Origin of the sequence: Microbacterium ginsengisoli, assembly GCF_000956535.1 — a bacterium.
Lineage (GTDB): Bacteria > Actinomycetota > Actinomycetes > Actinomycetales > Microbacteriaceae > Microbacterium > Microbacterium ginsengisoli.
The window spans coordinates 20,819-43,424 of sequence record NZ_JYIY01000071.1 but is presented as its reverse complement, the minus strand read 5'-3'; the positions used below and the strand labels follow the sequence as shown (position 1 = coordinate 43,424).

At 71.6% G+C, this 22,606-nt stretch carries 23 protein-coding genes; 12 read left to right on the top strand and 11 right to left on the bottom strand.

The window, feature by feature from the left end; all coding sequences use genetic code 11:
• Positions 1–87: 87 nt before the first annotated feature.
• The 7 genes from RR49_RS06795 to RR49_RS06765 all read left to right on the top strand — a co-directional run bounded on the left by RR49_RS06795 (position 88) and on the right by RR49_RS06765 (position 8,235).
• Entirely contained in the window at positions 88–765 is a 678-nt protein-coding gene (locus RR49_RS06795; protein WP_045247312.1) for a GAP family protein, read from the top strand.
• Positions 766–809: 44 nt separating this feature from the next.
• Positions 810–2,546, top strand: a complete 1,737-nt coding sequence (locus RR49_RS06790) for an amidohydrolase (RefSeq protein ID WP_045247311.1) — start codon at positions 810–812, stop codon at positions 2,544–2,546.
• A gap of 34 nt (positions 2,547–2,580) precedes the next feature.
• Positions 2,581–4,104 (top strand): MFS transporter, encoded by a 1,524-nt coding sequence (locus RR49_RS06785; RefSeq protein WP_045247310.1) that lies wholly within the window; start codon positions 2,581–2,583, stop codon positions 4,102–4,104.
• Between the two features lie 207 nt (positions 4,105–4,311).
• On the top strand, positions 4,312–5,655 hold the full coding sequence (locus RR49_RS06780) for a multidrug effflux MFS transporter (RefSeq protein ID WP_048809130.1): 1,344 nt from the start codon (positions 4,312–4,314) through the stop codon (positions 5,653–5,655).
• A 53-nt stretch (positions 5,656–5,708) separates the two neighbouring features.
• The gene (locus RR49_RS06775) at positions 5,709–7,292 is read left to right on the top strand and encodes an SDR family oxidoreductase (protein WP_084603832.1); all 1,584 of its coding nucleotides are present in this window, start codon (positions 5,709–5,711) and stop codon (positions 7,290–7,292) included.
• Between the two features lie 20 nt (positions 7,293–7,312).
• The gene (locus RR49_RS06770) at positions 7,313–7,789 is read left to right on the top strand and encodes a MogA/MoaB family molybdenum cofactor biosynthesis protein (RefSeq protein ID WP_045247309.1); all 477 of its coding nucleotides are present in this window, start codon (positions 7,313–7,315) and stop codon (positions 7,787–7,789) included.
• A complete protein-coding gene (locus RR49_RS06765) occupies positions 7,786–8,235 on the top strand; it encodes a molybdenum cofactor biosynthesis protein MoaE (protein WP_235557443.1) in 450 nt (149 codons plus the stop codon). Before RR49_RS06770 ends, RR49_RS06765 begins: the two co-directional genes overlap by 4 nt.
• A 26-nt stretch (positions 8,236–8,261) precedes the next feature.
• Here RR49_RS06765 and RR49_RS06760 read toward each other — a convergent pair whose 3' ends face one another.
• Genes RR49_RS06760 through RR49_RS06745 form a run of 4 tightly spaced genes read right to left on the bottom strand, consistent with a single transcriptional unit; the run spans position 8,262 to position 11,057 of the window.
• Entirely contained in the window at positions 8,262–8,498 is a 237-nt protein-coding gene (locus RR49_RS06760; RefSeq protein ID WP_045247308.1) for a MoaD/ThiS family protein, read from the bottom strand.
• Entirely contained in the window at positions 8,495–9,001 is a 507-nt protein-coding gene (moaC, locus tag RR49_RS06755; RefSeq protein WP_045247307.1) for a cyclic pyranopterin monophosphate synthase MoaC, read from the bottom strand. The genes RR49_RS06760 and moaC overlap by 4 nt, the downstream gene beginning before the upstream one ends.
• Positions 9,002–9,054: 53 nt before the next feature.
• Positions 9,055–10,287, bottom strand: coding sequence for a molybdopterin molybdotransferase MoeA (locus RR49_RS06750; RefSeq protein ID WP_045247306.1), 1,233 nt, complete (start codon positions 10,285–10,287; stop codon positions 9,055–9,057).
• Positions 10,284–11,057, bottom strand: a complete 774-nt coding sequence (locus RR49_RS06745) for a HesA/MoeB/ThiF family protein (RefSeq protein ID WP_045247348.1) — start codon at positions 11,055–11,057, stop codon at positions 10,284–10,286. The genes RR49_RS06750 and RR49_RS06745 overlap by 4 nt, the downstream gene beginning before the upstream one ends.
• A gap of 98 nt (positions 11,058–11,155) precedes the next feature.
• Between RR49_RS06745 and RR49_RS06740 the strand changes: the two genes are divergently transcribed.
• From RR49_RS06740 to RR49_RS06725, 4 genes are read left to right on the top strand one after another with little or no spacing between them, the layout of a single operon-like run.
• Positions 11,156–11,548: a TOBE domain-containing protein gene (locus RR49_RS06740; RefSeq protein WP_045247305.1), complete on the top strand. Its 393-nt coding sequence runs from the start codon at positions 11,156–11,158 to the stop codon at positions 11,546–11,548.
• A gap of 31 nt (positions 11,549–11,579) precedes the next feature.
• Positions 11,580–12,380, top strand: coding sequence for a molybdate ABC transporter substrate-binding protein (modA, locus tag RR49_RS06735; RefSeq protein ID WP_045247304.1), 801 nt, complete (start codon positions 11,580–11,582; stop codon positions 12,378–12,380).
• The gene (locus RR49_RS06730; protein WP_048809128.1) at positions 12,377–13,195 is read left to right on the top strand and encodes an ABC transporter permease; all 819 of its coding nucleotides are present in this window, start codon (positions 12,377–12,379) and stop codon (positions 13,193–13,195) included. The genes modA and RR49_RS06730 overlap by 4 nt, the downstream gene beginning before the upstream one ends.
• Positions 13,192–13,938 carry an ABC transporter ATP-binding protein gene (locus tag RR49_RS06725; RefSeq protein ID WP_048809127.1) on the top strand — a complete coding sequence of 249 codons (747 nt, stop codon included), beginning with the start codon at positions 13,192–13,194 and terminating at the stop codon, positions 13,936–13,938. Before RR49_RS06730 ends, RR49_RS06725 begins: the two co-directional genes overlap by 4 nt.
• Here the strand turns inward: RR49_RS06725 and RR49_RS06720 are convergent, their stop codons facing one another.
• The gene (locus RR49_RS06720; protein ID WP_137877593.1) at positions 13,939–14,361 is read right to left on the bottom strand and encodes a helix-turn-helix domain-containing protein; all 423 of its coding nucleotides are present in this window, start codon (positions 14,359–14,361) and stop codon (positions 13,939–13,941) included.
• A 179-nt stretch (positions 14,362–14,540) separates the two neighbouring features.
• On the opposite strand from RR49_RS06720, the gene RR49_RS06715 reads away from it, so the two are divergent.
• Entirely contained in the window at positions 14,541–15,140 is a 600-nt protein-coding gene (locus RR49_RS06715; RefSeq protein ID WP_045247302.1) for a GNAT family N-acetyltransferase, read from the top strand.
• Between the two features lie 17 nt (positions 15,141–15,157).
• Here the strand turns inward: RR49_RS06715 and RR49_RS06710 are convergent, their stop codons facing one another.
• The 6 genes from RR49_RS06710 to RR49_RS06685 all read right to left on the bottom strand — a co-directional run bounded on the left by RR49_RS06710 (position 15,158) and on the right by RR49_RS06685 (position 22,561).
• A complete protein-coding gene (locus RR49_RS06710; RefSeq protein ID WP_045247301.1) occupies positions 15,158–15,943 on the bottom strand; it encodes a helix-turn-helix domain-containing protein in 786 nt (261 codons plus the stop codon).
• Between the two features lie 88 nt (positions 15,944–16,031).
• Complete coding sequence (locus tag RR49_RS06705; RefSeq protein WP_045247300.1) at positions 16,032–16,568, bottom strand: GNAT family N-acetyltransferase; 537 nt, start codon at positions 16,566–16,568, stop codon at positions 16,032–16,034.
• Positions 16,565–18,277, bottom strand: coding sequence for a thiol reductant ABC exporter subunit CydC (cydC, locus tag RR49_RS06700; RefSeq protein WP_045247299.1), 1,713 nt, complete (start codon positions 18,275–18,277; stop codon positions 16,565–16,567). The genes RR49_RS06705 and cydC overlap by 4 nt, the downstream gene beginning before the upstream one ends.
• Positions 18,274–19,938 carry a thiol reductant ABC exporter subunit CydD gene (gene cydD, locus RR49_RS06695; RefSeq protein ID WP_048809126.1) on the bottom strand — a complete coding sequence of 555 codons (1,665 nt, stop codon included), beginning with the start codon at positions 19,936–19,938 and terminating at the stop codon, positions 18,274–18,276. The genes cydC and cydD overlap by 4 nt, the downstream gene beginning before the upstream one ends.
• Before the next feature lie 127 nt (positions 19,939–20,065).
• Positions 20,066–21,097, bottom strand: a complete 1,032-nt coding sequence (cydB, locus tag RR49_RS06690) for a cytochrome d ubiquinol oxidase subunit II (protein WP_045247298.1) — start codon at positions 21,095–21,097, stop codon at positions 20,066–20,068.
• Positions 21,098–21,115: 18 nt separating this feature from the next.
• A complete protein-coding gene (locus RR49_RS06685; RefSeq protein ID WP_045247297.1) occupies positions 21,116–22,561 on the bottom strand; it encodes a cytochrome ubiquinol oxidase subunit I in 1,446 nt (481 codons plus the stop codon).
• Positions 22,562–22,606: the final 45 nt, after the last annotated feature.

Sequence of the window (22,606 nt, the reverse complement as noted above, 5' to 3'; positions counted from 1 at the left end):
CCCTGACGCCCGAAACCGGGCACGTACCGTCATCGCAGACGCACCGGGGAGATCCTCCGGGCGACGCGAATCGAACGGAACCCGCACGTGAACGAGCTGCAGAACCTCATCCCCCTCGCTGTCGGCATGATGATCTCGCCGCTGCCTATCGTGGCGATCGTCGCCATCGTGCTGGCGCCCCGCGGCCGGGCCGCCGCGCCGATCTACACGACGACGTTCACGATCGTCTCGCTCGTGTTCCTCGCTCTCGGCGCCGTCTTCTCCGCGAACAGCTCCTCGTCCTCCACGTCGGGAAGCAGCTCGACCGTCTCGTTCGTCTTCGCGATCATCATCACCATCGGCTTCGCGCTCTTCGCGGTGCTCAGCTGGATCGGGCGCCCGAAGCCCGGCCAGACCGCGAAGGCGCCCTCATGGCTGGCCGCCATCGACAACGTCACTCCCCTCAGCGCCGCGGGACTCGGGTTCGTGATGGCCATCACCAACACCAAGAACATCCCGCTCGCGCTCAAGGGCGGCGCGCTCATCGGCGATGCGCACAGCTCGCTGCCGATCACGATCCTGCTGTGCGTCGTCGTCGCGATCATCGGCTCGCTCGCGCTGATCGTCCCCGCCCTGATCGCCCTCAGCACCTCCGACCGCGTCATCGGCGCCCTGCAGCGCGTCAAGGCGGAGATGATCGCGCACAACGCCGTCATGATGACCGTTCTGTTCGCGATCCTGGCCGCGAACGAAGCAGCCCAGGTCGTCCACCACCTCGTCTCCTGACACCGACCCGCGACATCCGTTCGTCGACCATCGAAAGGCACATCATGTCCGAAGCCTGCTGCGCAGCCCCGCCGACCACCCGCGCCCACCTCGCTCCCGCCATCGCGACCGCTGGTCAGACCCTCACCCCCGCCGGCTACGGCGACGCCCGCCGCGCCGGCTCCGTCGCCGACCTGCTCATCGTCGGCGAGATCGCCACGGGTGACCCCGCAGCCCCCCGCGCCGAGGCCATCGCCGTCTCGGGCGGGCGCATCATCGGCATCGGCAGCCGCTCCGAGGTCGACGGCCTCACCGGCCCCGATACCCGCACGATCGCCCCCGAGGGAGTCGTCATCCCCGGCCTGATCGAGCCCCACGCGCACATCTGGGCCTCGCTCATGACGCTCGACTGGACCGACGTCTCGCACGTCGCGTGCCCCGAGTTCGACGACGTCGTCGCGACGCTGAAGGATGCCGCGGCCCGCACCGCGCCCGGCGAGTACCTGCTCGCGAAGCTCTTCGACCCGAGCCTCTACCCCGGAGAGCCGGTGCTGACCAGGGACATCCTCGACCGCGTGGCATCCGACCGGCCCGTCGTGGTGCTCAACGCGTCGATGCACTTCGCGTACGCCAACAGCGCTGCGTTCGCCGCGGCCGGAATCACCGATCAGACCCCGGAGCCCGTCGGCGGCACGCTGCAGCGCATCGACGGGCGCCTCACCGGCGTCGTCGGCGAGTCTCCGGCGGTCGCGCTGCTGCTCGGCAACCTGCCGCGCCCGGATGCGGCGGGCATCGAACGCGGCATCCGCCAGATCCTCACCGAGTTCGCCTCCCAGGGCGTGACCTCGATGCGCGAGGCCATGACCGGCACGATCGCCGGTGTCAGCGAGATCGCGCTGCTGCATCAGATCAACGGCGCGGGTCGACTGCCGACCCGCGTCTCGACCGCGCAGTTCTCCATCCTGGCCGGATACGACACCCCCGCAGCCGTCGCGGCCGCGTGGCGCGAGGCCGGAGTGACACCGTTCAGCGGCGACGACATGGTGCGCGCCGACGCCTGGAAGCTCGTCGCGGACGGGTCGAACCAGGGCCGTTCCGGCTACTTCCTGCAGCCGTACCTCGGCGAGAACAACGGTGGCCACGCCAACTGGACCCCCGAAAGCCTTCGCGATGTCATGAGGGCGGGTCTCGACGACGGGTGGCAGCTGATGATCCACACCAACGGGGACGCCGCCGTGGAGTTCGCGCTCACCGCCGCCGAGCAGCTGTTCCCCGGCACCGACCGCACGCTCCGCCACCGGTTCGAGCACGCGTCGGTGACGACGAACGACCAGCTCGCCCGCATGGCCGCGGCCGGCATCTCGCCGAGCTTCCTGATGGACCACGTCTACTACTGGGGAGCCGCGTTCCGCGACACGATCCTCGGCCCCGAGCGCGCCGAGCGTCTGGATCGGCTCGCCTCCGCCTATCGCTTCGGACTGCGTCCGAGCCTGCACTCCGACTACAACGTGACCCGGGTCCAGCCGCTGCATGCCGCGCGCACCGCGGTGCTGCGCCAGCTCGAGGCGGACGGCACGGTGCTCGCGCCGCAGGAATGCGCGACGCCCGAGCAGGCGCTCGCCGCAATCACGACCCACGCGGCCTGGCAGATCCATGCCGACGACCGCGGCTCGCTCGCCGTCGGCAACCGCGCCGACTTCGCCGTGGTCGACCGCAATCCGTGGACCAGCGACCCGGGCGGCTGGGCCGATATCGCCGTGCACGAGACCTACCTCGACGGCACGCCCGCCTTCCCGTCCTGACCCCGCACCTCCCCTCCACAGAAAGAGCCCGCCCATGACCACCTCGACCGTACCCACGGCCGCCCGCACCGCCTCGCGCCTCGCGATCCCCTTCCTCGGCGTCCTCGCCGCCGTACAGGGATCCGCCCCGAACATCGCCAGCACCGCGCTCGTCGGAGCGAGCCGTGGGCTCGACATGGTCGGCGGCGATCAGGCCCTCGCCGCCTCTGTGCAGACCCTGGCGATCGCGGCATCCGTGATCACCACCGGACTGCTCGCCGACCGCATCGGCCGTCGCCGCATGCTCGTCATCGCGCTCGTGACCGGCATCATCGGCCAGCTCGTCGTCGCCGCGGCGCCGACGGCCCTCGTTTACATCCTCGGCCAGGCCATCACCGGCATCGGACTGGGCGCGGTCTATGCCGCCGCGTTCGCATTCATCCAGGTGCTCGCCGCGCCCGGAAAACTTCCTGCCGCCGTCGCGACGTTCGCGGCGGTCTCGGGCGCCTCGGCCGTGCTGTTCACCTTCAGCGGCGGCATCCTCGCCGGCATCGACTGGCGCCTCGCGTTCGTGCTCGTGCCGGTGCTCTCGGCGCTGAGCATCATCGCCGCGTTCGCGCTGCTGCCGAACACGCCCCCGTCGGTCACCGAGTCGCGCGACGTATGGGGTCAGGTGCTGATCGTGGCAGGCATGGTCGTCTTCCTCTACGGCGTCTCGCAGCTCGCGACCTCGCTGACCAGTCCGCTCACCTGGGCGATCATGGCGCTCGGCGTGCTGCTGCTGCTGTCGTTCGTCTTCCAGCAGTCGCGGGTGCGCAACCCGTTCTTCCCGGTCTCGCTCTTCCGTCGGCCCCTGTTCCTCGCCGCCCTGTGCGCGGGCTTCATCTTCAACTTCGGCGTCGCCGCATCGTTCCTGCAGCTGACGAACTTCTGGCAGTACGTGCTCGGAATGGCCCCCAGCGAGGTGGCGATCTGGCAGCTGCCGATCACGCTCACCTCGATCGTGGGTGCGATCGTGCTGGGCCGCCTGATGACCCGCGGGATGAGCAGCCAGCTGTCGATCCTCCTCGGCGGCATCTTCGCGGCCGCCGGATTCATCGCCGCCGCGCTCGTGCGCGACGCGACGAGCCCGCTCGCCTTCGTGCCCGCCGGCATCCTCATCGCGCTGGGAGCCACCGCGGCGGCGCTGCCTTACGGAACGCTGATCCTCGGCGAGGCGCCGGCGGAGTTCTACGGACCGGTCACGAGCTCGCGCACCGCCTTCGGGCAGCTGTTCTACTCGCTCGGCACGGCGATCTCGACGGTCGCCGTCACGCAGCTCACGATCGGCGGCATCGTCTCGCGGCTGGGGGCGAGCGGTCAGTCCAGCTCGCAGATCACCGACGCGCTGACGGCTGTCGGCACCTACGCCAAGGGTGGGGCGAAGCCGGATGCCGCGGTGTTCCAGGCCGCGGTGAGCGCCTATCAGGACGGCTTCGGCATCCTGATGCTCGGCATCGCCGTGCTAGCGCTGATCGTCGGCATCACGGGATACGCGCTCGTCGTGCGCGGACAGCGGGCGAAGGACCTCGCCGCCTGAGGCAGATACGCAGTGAACGGGGGCGATCCGAGCGGATCGCCCCCGTTCTGCCGTTGCGGGACGCGCGGGAGTTGCTATCCTTGAACTCTCAGCCGAATCGATTCGATCATGGTTTCCCCACCTGACGAACGCGACGCGTGACGTCCCGGCCGAGCAGGCCCTCGCCGTCGGCCCCGGCCTTCCGCCCGCGAACACGAAGATCCCCACGTGCTCAACACCGCCCCGAACCCCGTCGTCCCCACCACCGGGTCCACGCCCCGCGTACCCTCGTCCACCGGCGCCATCCGAACGCTCGGCGCCAACCCCGCGACCGCGCCGATCATGCTGCATCCCGGCGATGCCATCCCGGTGCGTCGACGCGCGCTCTACGTCATCATCCTCGGCGCTCTCACCGCGCTCGGCCCGTTCACGATCGACCTCTACCTGCCGGCGTTCCCGGTGCTCGAGGCCGACTTCCAGACGACGGCGGCAGCCATCCAGCTCACGCTCACCGGCACCATGCTGGGCTTCGGGCTGGGCCAGCTTCTGGTCGGCCCGCTGAGCGACAGGTTCGGCCGCCGCATCCCCCTGATCGTGGTGACGGCCCTGCACGTGCTCGCGAGCATCGCCGCGGCGATCGCCCCCGATCTGGTCCTGCTCGGCATCTCGCGGGTGTTCATGGGCATGGGCGCTGCCGCCGGTGGCGTCGTCGCGATGGCGGTCGTCCGTGACCTTTTCGGCGGCAAGCGGCTCGTCATGATGTTGAGCCGACTTGCGCTGGTGTCGGGCACCGCGCCCGTGCTCGCCCCGCTCGTGGGATCGGCGCTGTTGACCGTGATGCCGTGGCGCGGCATCTTCGTCGTGCTGGCCGCCTACGGGCTCGTGATGCTCGTGTGCACGGTGCTGATCATCCCCGAGACGCTCCCGGCCGCGCGCCGCAACGTGCCCGGTGGGCGGGCCGTCATCGCCCGCTACCGTCGCGTGCTCGGAGACCGCGTCGTCATCGGTGTGCTCATCATCGGGGCGATGGCGTTCTCGGGTCTGTTCTCCTACCTGTCGTCGTCGCCGTTCCTGTTCCAGCAGGGGTTCGGTCTGAACGCCCAGGAGTACGGACTCGTCTTCGCGTCGAACTCGATCGGTGTGGTCGTCGGGGTGCAGGTGTCGTCGCGTCTGGCGGCTCGATTCGGTCCGCAGTGGGTGCTCGCGTTCTCCACCGCGGCTCTGGTGCTGTCGGGCATCGCGATCATCGTCGCCGACCAGCTGCAGCTGGGTCTGTGGGGCGTGCTGATCCCGTTGTTCTTCTTCATGACGTCTGCCGGATTCACCTTCCCGAGCACGCAGGTGCTCGCGCTCGATCGCCACGGTGCCGCCGCCGGCACGGCGGCATCGCTGTTGGGCGCCGCGAACTTCGGCGTCGCCGGTCTCATCTCGCCGCTCGCGGGACTCGTCGAGCATGGTGCGCCGATCACGGCGACGACGATGGCCGGCGTGATGGTCGTGTGCGGCGTCATCGGTGTGGCGGCGCTCTGGTTCGTCGTGCGCCCGCGTACGGTCGGTCAGCTCACGCCCTGACCGCGTCGCGCAAGCCCCCACCTCCGGTGGCACGGCCGGCGTAGCGTCGGCGTATGACGACTTCCCGATCGTCCGCCGCCCCCGACGACGGTGCTCCTCGCGTGCCCGATCCCCGTGCAGTCCCGACCGGGCGTGAACCGCTGCTGCGGGCCGAGTCCCGTCCGGACGGCACGGCGCCGCGCGCGCTCGTGCTGGGGGCATCCGGGTACATCGGCGGGCGCCTCGTGCCGCGGCTGCTCGCGGCCGGCTATCGGGTGCGGGTGCTCGCGCGCGACCCCGCCCGCATCGCGGCACTCCCGTGGGGAGGCCAGGTCGAGGTCGTTCCGGGCTCCGCCGAAGACGCGGATGCCGCGGCCGCCGCGACCGGCGATGTCGACGTGCTCTTCTACCTCATCCACTCCATGAGCGCCGGGACCCACTTCGAGGACCTCGACCGGCGGGCCGCCGCGACGATCGCCGCGGCGGGGGCGGCGGCATCCGTGGGTCGCATCGTCTATCTCGGGGGACTGCACCCCTACGGCCGGCTGTCGCGGCACCTGCGCTCACGCACCGAGGTCGGGGAGATCCTCGCGGACAGTGGGGTGCCGACGTTCACGCTGCAGGCGGGCGTCGTGATCGGGTCGGGCTCGGCGTCGTTCGAGATGGTGCGCCACCTCACCGACGTGCTGCCGTACATGCCCGCGCCGCGGTGGGTGCGCAATCAGATCCAGCCGATCGCGGTGCGCGACGTGCTGCACTACCTCATGGGTGCCGCGCGGGCGGATGCCGCGGCCGCCGGCGCGTACGACATCGGCGGACCCGACGTGCTGCGCTATGGCCAGATGATGAACGGGTACGCGGTGGAGGCGGGGCTTCCGCAGCGGGCGATCGCCGCGCTTCCCGTGCTGACCCCCGGCCTCGCCTCGCACTGGGTGAATCTCGTCACCCCGATCCCGCGGTCGATCGCGCGGCCACTCGTGGAGTCGCTGCAGCACGACTGCGTCATGAAGGACCACCGGGTCGATGCGGTGATCCCTCGTCCCGACGGCGGACTGACGCCGTACCGCCGGGCCGTGCGGCTCGCCCTCGGACGGGTCGCCGCCGACGACGTCGAGACGAGCTGGCAGGACGCCGAGGTGCTGGGTGCGCCGAGCGATCCGCTGCCGAGCGACCCGGAATGGGCCGGTCGCACCGTCTACACCGATCGTCGCGAGGCCCGGACACGGGCGCGACCGGAGGCGCTGTGGTCGGTGATCGAGGGCATCGGCGGCGCGAACGGCTGGTATTCGTCGCCGCTGCTGTGGGCGGCGCGCGGCTGGATGGACAAGCTCGCCGGCGGTGTCGGCCTCGCGCGGGGCCGCCGCAGCACCTCCCGGGTCGTCGAGGGCGACGTCGTCGACTTCTGGCGCGTCGAGAAGGTCGAGCCCGGGCGGATGCTGCGCCTGCGCGCCGAGATGCGGGTGCCGGGGCTCGCCTGGCTCGAGCTCGGCTGCGCTCCCGATGGCGACGGCGCGCGGTACACGCAGCGGGCGGTGTTCTTCCCGCAGGGCCTGTCGGGCCGCCTCTACTGGCTGTCGGTGCTGCCGTTCCACGGCGCCATCTTCCGGGGCATGGCGAATCGCATCACTGCCGCCGCCGAGGCCGAGACCACTCGATGATGCGGCGGTACCCTGGGTCCATGAGCTTCCGGGCGGCCGTGCTGACGGTGTCGGACCGTTCCGCCTCAGGTGAGCGACCCGACACCTCCGGTCCCATCGCGGTGCAGGCGCTCCGAGGCACCGGGTGGGCGTGCGAAGAGGCGATGATCGTCGCCGACGGCAAGGACTCCGTCGCTCGCGCGCTCGTCACCCTGGTCGGCAGCGGCGTGCGGCTCATCATCACCAACGGCGGCACGGGCATCGGTCCGCGCGACCAGACCCCCGAGGGGACGCGGTTCATCCTCGAGACCGAGATTCCCGGCATCGCCGAGGAGATCCGCAGGCGGTCGGCGATCGACAAGCCGTCGGCTGCGCTGTCGCGGGGTGTCGCGGGACTGGCGGGCGGTGCGCTCATCGTGAACCTGCCGGGGTCTCCGAACGCCGTCTCGGCCGGTGTCGCCTTCGTGCTCGAGATCGCCCGTCATGTGATCGACCAGGTCGATGGGCGCGACCATTGAGCGCCGCATCGGCGTCCGCGCCCGCGTGCGTGCTCGCGCGCATCAGCGCCGCGTCCCTCGACCTGTCCCAGCACATCGACGCCGTCGACGACCCGGCGTGTGGCGCCGTGACGACCTTCATCGGTCGGGTGCGCGACCATGATCCGGATGCCGCGGCATCCGTCGTCGCCCTGGAGTACACCGCCCACCCCGACGCCGAGACGGTACTCGCCGCGATCGCCGAGCGGGCGGCGGCGGGAACCGTCGCGCGGGTCGCGGTCAGCCACCGGATCGGTCGGCTCGCGGTCGGCGAGGATGCCGTCATCATCGCGGTCTCGGCGCCGCACCGGGCGGCGGCGTTCGACGTCTGCCGCGAGGTGATCGAGCAGATCAAGCTCGAGCTGCCGGTATGGAAGAAGCAGCTCACCAGCGACGGGGAGTCGCTGTGGAAGGGGCTCGGGGGCTGACGCCGGCCCGCGGCGCAGCCTCCCGCTCAGCCGCCCGCGAACGGCGGCAGCACGTCGATGGTCTCGGAGCCCGTCAACAGGTGCTCGTCATCGACGCGTGCGCCGTCGACGAGCAGCGCGCACCGCGGGAGGACGCCGTCGAAGCCCGGGTGGGCGGCCAGCAGCTGCGCGCGCAGCTCACCGACGGTCGCGGCGCCGCGCTGCTCGGCCGGAGTCCCGGCGATCTCTTCGGCGGCGGCGAAGTAGCGCACGGTGACGCTCACGCGCGGGGGCTCCCCGCGGCATCCGCGTCCAGCTCACCGGGACGCACCCACGCGCCCGACCGGCCGCCCTCCTTCGCGACGATGCGCACGTTCTCGATCGACGTCGCCCTGTCGAGCCCCTTCACCATGTCGACGATCGCGAGGGCGGCGACCGAGACGGCGGTGAGGGCCTCCATCTCGACGCCGGTGCGATCAGCGGTGCGCACCGTGGCGACGATCTCGACCCCGCCGTCGACGATGTCGAGGTCGACGACCGCGCCGTGCACACCGATGACGTGGGCGAGGGGGAGCAGCTCCGGGGTGCGCTTCGCGCCCTGGATGCCCGCGATGCGGGCGACGGCGAGCACGTCGCCCTTGGGTACGGCGCCGTCGCGCAGGGCGGCGACCACCTCGGGGGCGCAGCGCACGAAGCCGCGGGCGGTCGCCGCGCGCACGGTGGGCGACTTGGCGGTCACGTCGACCATGCGCGCGTGGCCGGCGTCGTCGAGGTGCGTGAAGCTCATGTCACCAGCATGGCACCGCCACGTGGGCGGCCGGCGTCGGCGAGGTCGAGCGCTCAGCCGAGCAGCATGACATCGAGCAGGTCGCCGGCGGAGACCTCGTCCATGTCGGCCGGCACGATCGCGTACGCCTCGGCGCGTGCGAGGCCTCCCGCCAGGTGCGATCCCGACCCGCCCGCCGTCGCCGGAGCGACGGTCCACGCGGCCGGGTCGCTGCGGTCGATCACGGCCGGCAGGTACTGGCGGCGTCCCGGTGGGGTTCGCCACCCGGACGCCGCCGCGAGCCTCAGCAGCGGCCGTGCGAGGTCTCGCGCCCCGGCCATCGCCCGGATCGCGGGCCGAACGAACACCTCGAACGAGAGAGCGGATGACACGGGGTTGCCCGGCAGCCCGAACAGCAGCGGTCCCGCGGCCAGACGCCCGAAGGCCTGCGGCTTCCCCGGCTGCATGCGCACCCGCACGAACTCGATGCCGCTGTCGGGCGCCGCGAGCGCCGTCTTCACGACTTCGAACGCCCCCGCGCTGATGCCGCCGCTCGTGACGATCAGGTCGGCGCGCGCCGACACCGCGCCGGCTATCGCCGCGAGGAAGGCGGCGTCGTCATCGGGAACGACGGCGCGGAAGGCGACCTCGGCGCCGGCCTCGAGCGCGAGTGCGGCGAGCTGCACCCCGTTCGAGTCGGGGAGCCGTCCCGGCCCCGGCGTCTGACCCGCCATGACCAGTTCGTCGCCGGTCGAGACGATCGCCACCCGCGGGCGTCGCGCGACCACGAGGTCCGTTACTCCCGCCGCGGTCGCGGCGCCCAGCTGCAGGGGGCCGAGCACGGCTCCCGAGGGAACGACCTCGTCACCCACCCGCACGTCGACACCGCGGCGCCGCACGAATGCGCCCTGTCGCGCCGGGGCCGTCACGGTGATCTCCCCGAACGAGTCGGCGAGCCCGCCTACGGTGTCCTCGAACGGCACGATCGCATCGGCCGCCGTCGGCACCGGCGCGCCGGTCATGATGCGCACGGCCTCGCCGGCACCGAACGACGGATCGAGCGCCGAACCGGCGGGCAGGTCGGCGATGACGCGCAGCGTGACCGGAGGGGACGCGACATCGTCGGCTCGCACGGCGAACCCGTCCATCGCCGAGTTGTCGAACGCGGGGATGTCGAGTCGCGCGACGACCGCCGCGCGCAGCACCCGGCCCTGCGCGTCGGCGGGAGTGACACGCTCGTCTCCGGTGGGGGTCACGGCCGCGAGGATCGCCGCGAGATGCTCCTCGACCTCACGCATGCCGCTCATGCGCTCACCCGTGCGGGTCGCAGCGGCACCTCGCGCTGGGTGCCGCGCAGCGCGTCGACGAGCAGCACCCGGCCGAGGAGCGGCTCGCCGACGCCGGTGACGAGCTTCACGGTCTCGGTGGCCAGCACGGCGCCGATCTGCAGGCAGAGCGGGCCGAAGACGCCCACTTCCGCGCACGACGGGAGTGTGCCGACGGATGCCGCGGGGTACAGGTCGTCGAGCACGATCGGCGTGCCTGCGCTCGGCCTCGACCAGAACACGGTGGCCTGGCCGGCGAATTCCTGCACGGTGCCCCACACGAGGGGGAGGCCCGCGGACTCGGATGCCGCGGCCACCGCGCGTCGCGTGTCGAACGTGTCGCTGCCGTCGACGATCACGTGCGCGCCGGCGAGCAGATCGGCGGCGTTGCGCGTGTCGAGACGTGCGCGCCGGGCGATCACCCGGGTCGCGGACAGGTCGGCGGCGGCACGCACCGCGCTGTCGACCTTGGGCGCACCGACATCTCCGCGACGGTGCAGCACCTGGCGCTGCAGGTTGGAGAGGTCGACGTCGTCGTCATCGATGACGGTGAGCGTGCCGACGCCGGCCGCGGCCAGCGCGAGGATCACCGCCGACCCCAGCCCGCCGGCACCCACCACGGCGACGTGCGCGGCCGCGAGCCGGCGCTGGGCGGCATCCCCGAAGTCGAACATGACCCGGTGGCGGGCTGTGCGCACCCGTTCGTCGGCGGGAAGGTCCTCGACGGGGTCGACGAGGGGCGCGAAGGGCATGTCCACAGGCTAGCCCCGCGGAGACAGAGGAGATCTGGAATCCGCAGGTGCGATCACCTCGTCCGGATCGCGCCGCAGATGCGGATACGATCGCTCTCGTGCCCTCCTACAAGATCGCCCAGGCCGCGCGCCTGCTCGGCGTGAGCGACGACACGGTTCGCCGCTGGATCGACCACGGGCTTCTCGCAGCCACCGACGCCACGCCCATCGAGATCGACGGCGCCGCGCTCGCGGAGTTCGTCGTCGAGCGCCGGCGACAGCCCGCCGATCCTGCGGAGGGGCTCTCGAGCGCCCGCAACCGCTTCTCGGGGCTCGTCACGCGCGTCGAGATCGACGGCATCATGGCGCAGGTCGACATTCAGGCGGGACCGCACCGCGTGGTCTCCCTCATGTCAGCCGAAGCCGCACGCGACCTCGCACTCGAACCGGGCTCGCTCGCCGTCGCGATCGTGAAAGCCACGACCGTCATCGTCGAGACCCCGAAGCCCTGAGACCCCACTCGCACCCGAGGAGCAGCTGCCCATGAACGCCCGTCGCCTCATCCTTGCCGCGGTCGCCGCGGCATCCGTCCTGCTCGGCGCCACGGCGTGCGCGAGCGACGCATCGAGCTCGGCGACCCCGTCGGCGAGCTCGTCGGTCGCCGCCGCCCCCAGCGGTGACCTCACGATCTACGCGGCCGCATCACTGCGCAACGCCTTCCAGGCTGTCGCGACGGCGTTCGAGGCCGAGTATCCGCAGGTCACGGTCAAGCCGATCGTCTACGACGGCTCGTCGACGCTCGCCACCCAGATCGTCGAGGGCGCGCCCGTCGACGTGTTCGCGTCGGCGGACACCAAGAACATGACGAAGGTCACGGACGCGAAACTCGCCTCCTCCCCGCAGAACTTCGCGACCAACACGCTCGTGATCGCGGTTCCCTCGGCGAATCCCGCGCGCATCGCGACCCTCGCCGACCTCGCGCGCCCGGGGGTGCCGGTCGTGCTGTGCGCGCCGGCCGTGCCGTGCGGCTCGGCGTCCCAGACCCTGCTGAAGAACCAGGGCGTCTCCGTGACCCCTGTCAGCCAGGAGCAGAACGTCACCGCCGTGCTCACGAAGGTGTCATCCGGTGCGGCCGACGCCGGCCTCGTCTACGCGACCGACGTGCGCGGGGCGAGCGGTGTGACCGCCATCGTCCCCGCCGGAGCCGACCAGGTCGTCAACGAGTACCCGATCGCCGCCCTCGCCGGCGCCCCGAATCCGACCGCGGCGGCCGCCTTCACGGCGTTCGTGACGAGCGCGGCGGGTGAGCAGATCCTGCAGAGCTACGGCTTCGGAGCCCCGTGATCCGACGCCGCGCCGGCGCGCACGGCACCCGCACACTTCCGCGGGTGCTCGTGGTGCCGGCCGTGCTCGGGCTGGCGCTTCTCGTCGTGCCGCTCGCCGCGCTGGTCGCTCGGGTGGACTGGGCGACGCTCCCGGCGGACATCACGTCGCCCGACGCGCTGTCGGCGCTGGGGCTCTCGCTGTCGACAGCGGTCGTCGCGACCCTCGGATGCCTCGTGCTCGGTGCTCCGCTCGCACTGCTCATCGCCCGGTCGGGCCCGCGCCTCGCCGCGGTGCTGCGTGCGGCCGTGACCGTGCCGCTCGTGCTGCCGCCGATGGTGGGCGGCGTGGCGCTGCTGTATCTGTTCGGACGGAACGGATGGGGCGGCATCCTGCTCGCGGGCATCGGCGTGCGACTTCCGTTCACGACGACCGCTGTCGTGATCGCGCAGGTGTTCGTCGCGCTGCCGTTCCTCGTGCTGTCCCTCGAGGGTGCGCTGCGCGCCCGAGGATCGGGGTATGAGGTCGCGGCCGCATCGCTCGGCGCCGGACCTTGGACCGTGCTGCGGCGTGTCACCCTTCCGCTCGCCGCCCCGGGGCTGGTCGCCGGCACGGTCCTGTGCTTCGCGCGGGCGATGGGCGAGTTCGGTGCGACGGCGCTGTTCGCGGGCAACGCACCGGGAGTGACGCAGACCATGCCGCTCGCGATCTACACCGCGTTCAACGGGGCCGGCGTCGACACCTCCACGGCCGTCGCGCTATCGCTGCTGCTGCTCGTCACCTCGATCGCGGTGCTCGTCGCCGTGCGGGCGTGGCGGTTCGGGAGCGTGCGATGACCTCCTCGCTCGACGCCCGGGTCGTCGTGCGCCGCGACGGCTTCGCCCTCGACGCGGCCCTCGCCGTCGCACCCGGCGAGACGATCGCGGTCATGGGGCCGAGCGGTGCGGGCAAGTCGACCCTGCTGGGCGCCCTCGCCGGTCTCGTGCCGCTGGACGACGGCCGCATCGCGGTGGGCGGGCGCGAGCTGTCAACGCCCGCGCGCACGGTGCCCCCGGCGCGGCGTCGCATGGTGCTTCTCTCGCAGGACCCCCACCTGTTCCCGCACCTCAGCGCCCTCGACAACGTCGCATTCGGGCCACGGGCGCGCGGGGTGCCCCGGTCGGTCGCGCGTGCACGCGCGCAGGACTGGCTCGACCGGCTCGGTGTGGGGGCCGCGGCATCCCGTCGTCCCGACGCCTTGTCCGGCGGTCAGCGGCAGCGGGTCGCCCTCGCCCGCGCGATCGTCACGGAGCCCGACGTGCTGCTGCTCGACGAGCCGTCCACCTCGCTCGACCCGCTCACCGCGCAGGATGTACGCGCCGCCATCGCGTCGCTGCCGGCGACCACCACGGTGCTCGCCACGCACCATGTCGCCGACGCGGTCGCGCTCGCGGCGCGGCTGTGCGTGCTCGAGGCAGGCCATATCGTTCAGCTCGCCGCCACAGCCGACGTGCTCGCGGCCCCCGCGACCGCGTTCAGTGCCGCCCTCGCCGGCGAGGCCGGCTGGCTGCGTGACAACGGGGCGCCCGGTCCGCGCTGATCAGCGCAGCGACAGGATCCACGCGGTCGACCACGACCCGAGCGCCACGCCCGCGATCAGTGCGACACCGGCGATCGCGACCGTGGCTTTCGCGGTGACGCTGCGCTGCAGATCGTTCGCGATCGGCGCCGCGCCCCTGGGGATCGGCCCGCTCGGATGCTCGAGCGTCGGCATCCGCTGCTCCGCAAGCTCGTCGCGGCGGCTGATCCAGTCGTCGCGGTGATCGCCGTCACCGAGCGCGCGCACGAGCGCGTCGACGGTGCGCACCGACGGCAGATGCCGACCCGCGAGGGCCTCCGAGAGCACGCTCTTGGACACCCCCGACGTGTGCTGCAGACGCGTCAGGGTCGGGTTGTCGGCATGCAGCCGCAGCCTTCTCAGGTCGGCAGCGAAAGCACTGACATCATCTTCGACACGATTCATCCCCTCCATGGCACCAGCCCTCCGACAGCTGCTCGCGCATGACGCCGATACTTCTTCCCCAGTACCGACAGTCCGTGTATATCACCCCATCCCGCTGCGCGGCAGGGGTTGCGTCCGGGCGCATCACGTGGCAACTCCGGGTGCGGAGACGAGTTCGGGGCGGCCGATAGTCTGCGCGGATGCCCCACACGCTCCGCGCCCTCCGTGCCGACGACCGCCCGCGGATCGCGGACGTATGCCTGCGTACCGCCGATCTCGGCGGCGACGCGACCGGCCTGCTGTCGGATGACGCGCTGTGGGCCGACGTCTTCGCGCTGCCGTACACGGTGCGACATCCCGAGTTTGCCTTCGTCATCGCGGACGCGGACGATGCCGTGGTCGGGTACTGCGTCGCCGCTCCCGACACCGATGCGTTCGAGGAGTGGTTCCGCACCGACTGGTGGCCGGTGCGTCGTCGTGAGCCGGATGCCCCGGGCCTGTCGCACCGCGAGGCGGAACTGCGGCGTTACGCCGACGGCCGGCGCGCGGGCGCCGAGCCGTTCGCCGACACGTATCCGGCGCACCTGCACATCGACCTGCTCCCCGAGGCCAAGGGTGCCGGCTGGGGGCGCCGTCTCATCGACGCGCAGCGGGCGGCGCTCGCTGATGCCGGCGTGCCAGGACTCCACCTCGTGGCCGCGGCGGACAACGCCGTTGCCCTCGGCTTCTACGATCGGCTGGGGTTCACCCGCCTGCCGTCGCAACCGGGCACGCAGGCGTTCGGTGTCGTGCTCGGCTGAGCGGCCTCCGCGGCCGGTCAGATGCAGATCGGCGTGCCGAGCTCGACCGGGGTGCCCGCCACCGTCACCGCACCCGTCGCGCACAGTCGCTCGTCGGCCGATACCCGCACGAGCAGCGGAGTGGTCGCGACGGTTCCACCCTGAACCGTGATGCTCTGCCGGTGCGGTCCGCCGGGTGCGCTCTGCGGATAGATCGCGACGGAGAGGGTCGCGCCCCGATCGGTGCCATCGTCTCGACTCACCCGCGCCCAGGCGGCAGAGCAGGCGTCGGACCACAGGATCTCGATCTCCACGCGCCCGCTGTCCCGCACGTCGCCGGTGACGACGCGGGCATCGTTGGCGCAGGAGGTCGATGCCGGGTCGCTGCCGTCCCGCACCGCGACGGAAGGCGGCGGCGCTGTGCCTCGAGCCACGTGGGTGACGGTGAGAGCGATGGCCGCCGTCACAACGGTCCCGAGCACGAACGCGGCCGCTGCCCACACGAGCGCGACACGTCGCGCCACGGTGACGGGCGCGGGCCGGATGGTTCTGGCCGCAGGCGGCGGAGCATCGCGCTGTGCGAGTCGGTCGCGCCGTGTCGCCCACGCGCGGGCATCGCCGCCGCACGCGACCGCGATCCGATCGACCGTGCGCGCCGACGGCAGCTTCCTGCCGTTGAAGGCCTCGGAGAGCACGGTGCGGGAGACTCCCGTCTCGCGATGCAGGCGTTCCAGCGTCGGGCTGTCCGCCTCGAGCCGCAGCTGCCGCAGGCCCGCCGCGAACTCCTCGAGCGAATCGTGTTCCCCCTGCGCACCCGCTGTCACGATGTCCCCCCGGATCGCTTCGTGATGAGCTTCGTTTATAGCAGTCCCGGCCGAGCGACTCTGTGACGTCCGTTGAGCCGCGGCATCCTCACTCGAAGCGGATGACGCGTCGGCGTTCGATGAGGGGCGGGGCCTCGGCGAGAGAAGATTGCTCGCTCTTGACGACGCCGTCCTCGATCCACCCGTGCCGTTCGTAGAAGCGGGCCGCGCGTTCGTTGCGGTCGAGCACCCACAGGGATGCCTCGGCGAACCCCGACGAACGCAGTGATGCCGTGCCCGCGGCGAGGAGCTCATGCCCGACGCCGGCCGACCAGAGCGAGGGGTGCACGTAGATCGCGTGCAGCTCGCCGGTGCCGGGTCGGTCGTCGTCGCGGCAGGCGCCGACGGCCGCCCATCCGACGATCACTCCGTTCTGCTCTGCGACGAACTGAGCGGCGCCGGCAGCTGCGGTGTTCTCGAGCCAGAGCTCGGCGCGCCGGTGCCCCTCGCGTTCGGGGTCGAGCGCCGCGAGGATCCGGTCGTCGATGAGTCCGTCATAGGCGACGCGCCAGGTGTCCACGCGCACGCGGGCGATGCCCCAGGCGTCCTCGCGGCGGGCTTCGCGCACGCTGACGGGGTCGCTCATGCGGTCATCCTGCCCGCGACGATGCGCACCTCGCGATCGATGAGGTGAGCGGGCACGGCGACGTGCGAGACGAGCACGACGGCGTGGTCGTCGCCGACAGCGGTGAGCAGGTCGTCGAGGAGCGCGTCGGATGCCGCGGGGTCGACCCCCGCGGTGGGCTCGTCGAGCACCAGCACCGCGAAGTCGGCGAGGAGGGCGCGTGCCAGCGCGAGACGTTGCGCCTGCCCGCCCGAGGCGAGCGCACCGCGTTCGCCCAGTCGTGAATCGAGGCCGCCGCGGTCGCGTGCCCAGTCCTCGAGGCCGACCCGACCGAGCGCCGCCCACAGATGCGCGTCGGAGGCGCCGTCGTCGGCGAACAGCAGGTTCTGCCGGATCGACTCGTCGAACAGGTACGGGTTCTGCTCGACGAGGCCGATCGTGCGTCGCAGGTCATCGCCGGCGAGCGTGGACGCTTCGCGTCCGCCGATGGTGAACGAGCCGCTGTAGTCGAGGAAGCGCACCAGCACGTGGGCGAGCGTCGTCTTTCCCGCACCGCTCGGGCCGGTCACGAGAACCCGCTCGCCGGGCGCGACATCGAGGCTGACGTCGACGAGTCGGCCCGCGTCGTCGGCCTCATCGCGGGCACCCGCGCGCTGCGGCCAGGCCGCGCTCATGCCGCGCAGCGAGAGTCCCGTGCCGAGCGGCGGCGCCTCGCCGGTCAGGGCGGGCTCGTCGCGCACGAGCTCGGCCGGGATCTCTGCCGGCACGGTGTCGGCGATGCGCTGGGCCGCGCCGCGCACCTGCCGCCAGGACGCGAGGGCGAGCGGCACGGGGCCGAACACCTCGAAGATCGCCATGGGCATGAGCACGATGAGCGCGAGCCAGGGCCCGTCGATGCTTCCGCCCGCGAATGCGGGCTGCGCCGACAGCAGCACCAGCAGCGAGGCGAGGCCCGCCACCAGCGACACCGCTCCGCTCGTCGCGCCCTGTGCCGTCGCGCGGCGCACTGTCGCGCGACGCAGCGCCTCATCGGCGATCCGCACCCGAGCGGATGCCGCGGCCTGGGCGCCGTACGCCTGGAGGACGTCGAGCGCCCCGAGCTCGTCCACGAGCGCGTCGGAGAGTCGTGAGCGCAGCGGGGCGAGTGAGCGCTCGGCGCGAGCGCCGAGCGCGGCCCCCACCCAGACCGCGAGAGCGAACGCGAGCACGAGGCATCCGAGCAGCACGGCCGCGGCGGGAAGGGAGACGAACGCCACGAACACGACACTCGCGAGGCTCGTGGTCGCGGCCACGGCGAGGGGCAGCACGACGCGCAGCGGCAGGTTCTGCAGCTCCTCGACATCGTCGACGAGGTTCGACAGCAGGGCGCCGCGGCGGGCGCCGCCGAGGCCGTCGGGGGCCAGGGGCACCAGGCGTCGCACCAGCCCGGCACGCACCCGCGCGAGCTGCCCGAGGGCCGCGTCGTGACTCGTGAGGCGCTCGCCGTAGCGGAACACGCCGCGCCCGATCGCGAACGCGCGCACTGCGACGACGACCGCCGAGATGAAGATGACGCTCGGCTGCTCCGCGGCGCGGGTGATGAGCCATCCGCTCGCTGCCAGCAGCGCGATCGAGCTGATGGCGGTGCCGAACCCCGTGAGCACGGCGGGGGAGAAGCGGCGGGCGGACGGTTGCGCGTCGCGCAGGATGCGCGCGGTCTCGGCGGTGCGCGAGTCGCTGACGGTGCTCACTGTGGCACCTCCGCAGGCAGCACGAGAACGGATGCCACGGCCACCCGGCGGTCTGCGATCGTCCGCGCGCTCGGGCGGTGGGAGACCAGCAGCACGCCGGCGCCGGCATCGGCGGCAGCCCGCACCGACGCCCACACGTGAGCTTCCGTGTCCGTGTCGAGGGCGCTCGTGGGCTCGTCGAGCACGAGCACCCGGGCGTCGGTCGCGCGCAGCCGATACAGGGCGCGCGCCAGCGCGACGCGCTGAGCCTGTCCGCCCGAGAGCCCCGCCCCGCCAGCGCCCAGCACGATGCCCGCGTCGACATCGCCCGCCGCGGCATCGGTGAGGCATCGGGCGACGAGCACGGCATCGGGGGTGTCGGCGCCGAGCGCCACATTCTCCGCCACGGTTCCCGAGAGCAGCCCGGCGCGCTGGGACATCCACGCGATGGCCTCGCGCGCGCCGCCGCTGATCTCGCCCTCCGCGTGGGCGAAGCCGAGCAGTGCCGCGATGACGCTCGACTTCCCCGCCCCGCTGGCCCCCTCGAGCAGCACGACCTCGCCCGCGCGCACGTCGAGGTCGATCGGACCGATCATCCGCTCGCCGCGCGGAACCCGCAGCCCGCGCGCCGTCAGAAGCGCACCCCCCTCCGCCGTGGGGGCGGTGACGGTGCGCGTCCGATCGCCCTGAGCGCGCGCGGCGTCGAGCACCGCGAAGATGCCGGATGTCGCGGCCATCCCCTCGGCGGACGCGTGGAACTGTGCACCCACCTGCCGCAGCGGCAGATACGCCTCGGGGGCCAGGAGCAGGGCGAACAGGCCCACGAGCAGCACCATCTCACCGTCGAGGAGCCGGAAGCCGATCGTCACCGCGACGATGGCGACCGAGATGGATGCGAGGAACTCGAGCGCGAAACCCGAGAGGAACGACACCCGCAGGACCGACATCGTCTCGCGCTTGTAGCGCCCGGTCACCTCGTCGATACTGTCGGCGGCACGGTGCTGACGGCCGAAGATCTTGAGCGTGCCGAGTCCCTGCACGGTGTCGGCGAACCGGGTCGCGAGGGTGGTGAGCGTGTCGAACTGCCGGCGCTGCACTGCGCCGGTCGCGAGACCGATGAGCACCATGAAGATCGGGATGAGCGGCATCGTGAGCACGACGATCACCGCCGACAGCGGGTCGGCCAGCAGGATCGCGCCGATGACGATCGGCATGGTGATCGCCGTCGCCACCAGTTGCGGGAGGTAGCGCCCGAAGTAGGCGTCGAGCGCCTCGAGTCCGTGCCCGGCGGTCACCGCCAACGCGGTGGTGCTGCGCTGCGACAGCCACGCGGGACCGAGCTTCTCGACGGCGGCGATGAGGGCGGCGCGCAGCTGGAGCGACGCGCGCGCGGCCCCTGCCGCCGACACCCGCTCCGACGCCGCGATCAACACCCCGCGCACCAGCACGAGCGCTGCACCCGCCGCGACGAGCGGCAGCAGCTCGCCGATCGGCGCACCGCCGATCGCGCCGGTGAGCGCGCGGGAGACCACCCATGCGAACCCCACGATCACACCGCTCTGCGCCAGCACGATCGCCGCTTGCACCGCGAGGAACCCGCGGGTCGCGCGCGCGTACCGCAGCAGACGCGGATCCAGGGGTCCCCGCCGCACGGGGGGATCGGCCGGTCCGTCGGGGGTCACGTCTTCGATCCTGCCTCATGCGCCCGGACGGCACCTGCGAGCGCCGCCGGGCAAAACCACCTCGCCCACGACGACGGATGCCGCGGCCCGGGGAGGGGCCGCGGCATCCGCGTGGGTGAGGACTCGGTCAGTGTGCCGACGCCGCCGCCTTCTCGATGAAGCTGCGGGTGACGCGCTTGCGGAAGACCCAGTACGTCCAGCCCTGGTAGAGCAGCACGAGCGGCAGGAAGATGAACGCCGCCCAGGTCATGATCGTCAACGTGTACGGCGTGCTCGACGCGTTCTCGATCGTGAGGGTGCCCGCCGGGTCGGTGGTGGAGGGCATCACGTTCGGGAAGAGCGAGAACCACAGGGTCAGCACCGCGAACGCGACGGTCAATACGCCGAACGTGAAGGCCCAGCCCTGCTTGTCGCGAAGGTTCGCCAGGATCGACGCGATGAGGGCGACCGCGGCGATCGCGGCGGCGGCGATCGCGAACCCGAGCGCCGGGGCACCCTTCGAGGCGGCCATGACGATCGTCCAGATGAGGAACGCCGCCGCGACCACGACCGTGACCACACCCGCCTTGGTGGCGAGGCGCTTCGCGTCGGTGTGCACCTGACCGTCGGTCTTCAGGGCAACGAAGTAGAGACCGTGGGTGAAGAAGACGAGCACGAGGGTGACCCCGCCGAGCAGCCCGTAGGGGTTGAGCAGCGTCAGAAGGGACCCGGTGAAGTTGTGGTCGGCATCCAGCGGCACCCCCTGCACGATGTTGGCGACCGCGACACCCCACAGGAGCGCGGGGAGCACGGAGCCGATCACGATGAGGGTGTCGAAGCGCCGCTTCCACTTCTCGGATGCCCCGCGGTGCCGGTACTCGAACGAGACGCCGCGCAGGATCAGCGAGAGCAGGATCAGCAGCAGCGCGAGGTAGAAGCCGCTGAACAGGGTGGCGTACCACTCCGGGAAGGCGGCGAACAGGCACGCGCCCGCCACGATCAGCCAAGTCTCGTTGAGGTCCCAGACGGGGCCGATCGTGTTGATCACCTGGCGACGGGAGATGTCGTCCTTGCCGAGGAAGGGCAGGGACATGCCCACGCCGAAGTCGAAGCCGTCGAGCACGAAGTAGCCGACGAAGAGCACTCCGACGATCCAGAACCAGAGGTATGAGAGGTCCATGATGATGTTCCTTTCCGCTCAGTAGACCGTCGTGGGGATGTGGATGTCGTCGGCGTCGGCCTCGCGCTTCTCGCCGCCCTCGAACTCACCGGACTTGCCCCCGAGGATCGGGAACGGGCCGGCCTTCGCGGTCTTGACGATGAGGCGGAACTCGACGACCGCGAGCGCGGCATAGATCGCGGTGAAGGCGATCAGCGAGATCAGTACCGTCCAGCCCGGCACATTGGGCGAGACGCCGTTCGCGGTTCTCATCAGGCCGAACACGATCCAGGGCTGCCGTCCCATCTCGGTGAAGATCCAGCCGACGAGGATGCCGAACAGCGGCAGCGGCGCGCTCCAGATCGCGACCTTCCACGCCCACGTCGGGACGGGCCGCTTCGCGTTCTTGCGGGTGAGCCAGAGGCCGACAGCCGAGATCACGGCCGCGAGTCCGCCGAAGCCGATCATCCAGCGGAACGACCAGTAGGTGATCCAGATGGTGGGCGTGTAGTCGCCGGGACCCCACTGCGTCGTGTACTGGGCCTGCAGGTCGTTGATGCCCTGCACGCACGCTGTGAAGTCGTGCTCGGAGAGGAACGCGAGCAGGTACGGCACGCGCAGCGACCAGATCTCCTGGGTGCCGTCTGGTGTGCCGAGCGAGAAGATCGAGAACGAGGCATTCGCCCCGCAGGCCGTGTTGTACAGCGCCTCGGCGGAGGCCATCTTCATGGGCTGGGTCGCCACCATCTGGAGGCCCAGCAGATCGCCCGCGATGAACACGCCGACGAACGAGGCGATCATGAACCAGAGCCCGAACCGCAGTGCCGGACGCATGATGTCGATGTGCTGCTTGCGCGACAGGTGCCACGCGGCGACGGCGATCACGACGCCGGCCGCGAACATGAACGACGCGAACATCGTGTGCGGGAACGTCGCGAGAGCCACTCTGTTGGTGACCACTGCGAAGATGTCGGTCATCTCGGCGCGCTTGCCGTCGGCGGACATCGTGTAGCCGACCGGGTTCTGCATCCACGCGTTGGCCGCGAGGATGATGTACGCCGAGATGCTGGCGCCCGCCCACGCGATCCAGATCGTCGCGAGGTGCAGCTTCTTCGGCAGGCGGTCCCAGCCGAAGATCCAGAGCCCGAGGAACGTCGCCTCGAGGAAGAACGCGAGCAGACCCTCGAACGCGAGCGGGGCGCCGAAGACGTCGCCCACGAAGCGCGAGTAGTCCGACCAGTTCATGCCGAACTGGAACTCCTGCACGATGCCGGTGACGACGCCCATCGCGAAGTTGATGAGGAACAGGCTTCCGAACAGTCGGGTCAGCTGCAGCCACCGCACGTTGCCGGTGCGCACCCAGGTCGTCTGGAAGATGGCGACGACCAGGCCCATGCCCAGCGTCAGCGGAACGAAGAGGAAGTGGTAAAGCGTCGTGAGCCCGAATTGCCAGCGGGCCAGTGCGAGCGGATCGAGAAGATCCATGGAAAGTCGCCTCCTACAGAGGGTGCACAGCGCGTCGGCGTGGCC

What these genes read in the sequence shown, in the direction of transcription:
- RR49_RS06745 (WP_045247348.1), bottom strand. Translation starts at nt 11,057, where the DNA reads ATGCCCTTCGCGCCCCTCGTCGACCCCGTCGAGGACCTTCCCGCCGAC.
- RR49_RS06720 (WP_137877593.1), bottom strand. Translation starts at nt 14,361, where the DNA reads ATGAATCGTGTCGAAGATGATGTCAGTGCTTTCGCTGCCGACCTGAGA.
- RR49_RS06770 (WP_045247309.1), top strand. Translation starts at nt 7,313, where the DNA reads ATGAGCTTCCGGGCGGCCGTGCTGACGGTGTCGGACCGTTCCGCCTCA.
- RR49_RS06750 (WP_045247306.1), bottom strand. Translation starts at nt 10,287, where the DNA reads ATGAGCGGCATGCGTGAGGTCGAGGAGCATCTCGCGGCGATCCTCGCG.
- RR49_RS06775 (WP_084603832.1), top strand. Translation starts at nt 5,709, where the DNA reads ATGACGACTTCCCGATCGTCCGCCGCCCCCGACGACGGTGCTCCTCGC.
- RR49_RS06705 (WP_045247300.1), bottom strand. Translation starts at nt 16,568, where the DNA reads ATGAGCGACCCCGTCAGCGTGCGCGAAGCCCGCCGCGAGGACGCCTGG.
- RR49_RS06725 (WP_048809127.1), top strand. Translation starts at nt 13,192, where the DNA reads ATGACCTCCTCGCTCGACGCCCGGGTCGTCGTGCGCCGCGACGGCTTC.
- RR49_RS06785 (WP_045247310.1), top strand. Translation starts at nt 2,581, where the DNA reads ATGACCACCTCGACCGTACCCACGGCCGCCCGCACCGCCTCGCGCCTC.
- modA (WP_045247304.1), top strand. Translation starts at nt 11,580, where the DNA reads ATGAACGCCCGTCGCCTCATCCTTGCCGCGGTCGCCGCGGCATCCGTC.
- RR49_RS06715 (WP_045247302.1), top strand. Translation starts at nt 14,541, where the DNA reads ATGCCCCACACGCTCCGCGCCCTCCGTGCCGACGACCGCCCGCGGATC.
- RR49_RS06790 (WP_045247311.1), top strand. Translation starts at nt 810, where the DNA reads ATGTCCGAAGCCTGCTGCGCAGCCCCGCCGACCACCCGCGCCCACCTC.
- moaC (WP_045247307.1), bottom strand. Translation starts at nt 9,001, where the DNA reads ATGAGCTTCACGCACCTCGACGACGCCGGCCACGCGCGCATGGTCGAC.
- cydB (WP_045247298.1), bottom strand. Translation starts at nt 21,097, where the DNA reads ATGGACCTCTCATACCTCTGGTTCTGGATCGTCGGAGTGCTCTTCGTC.
- RR49_RS06685 (WP_045247297.1), bottom strand. Translation starts at nt 22,561, where the DNA reads ATGGATCTTCTCGATCCGCTCGCACTGGCCCGCTGGCAATTCGGGCTC.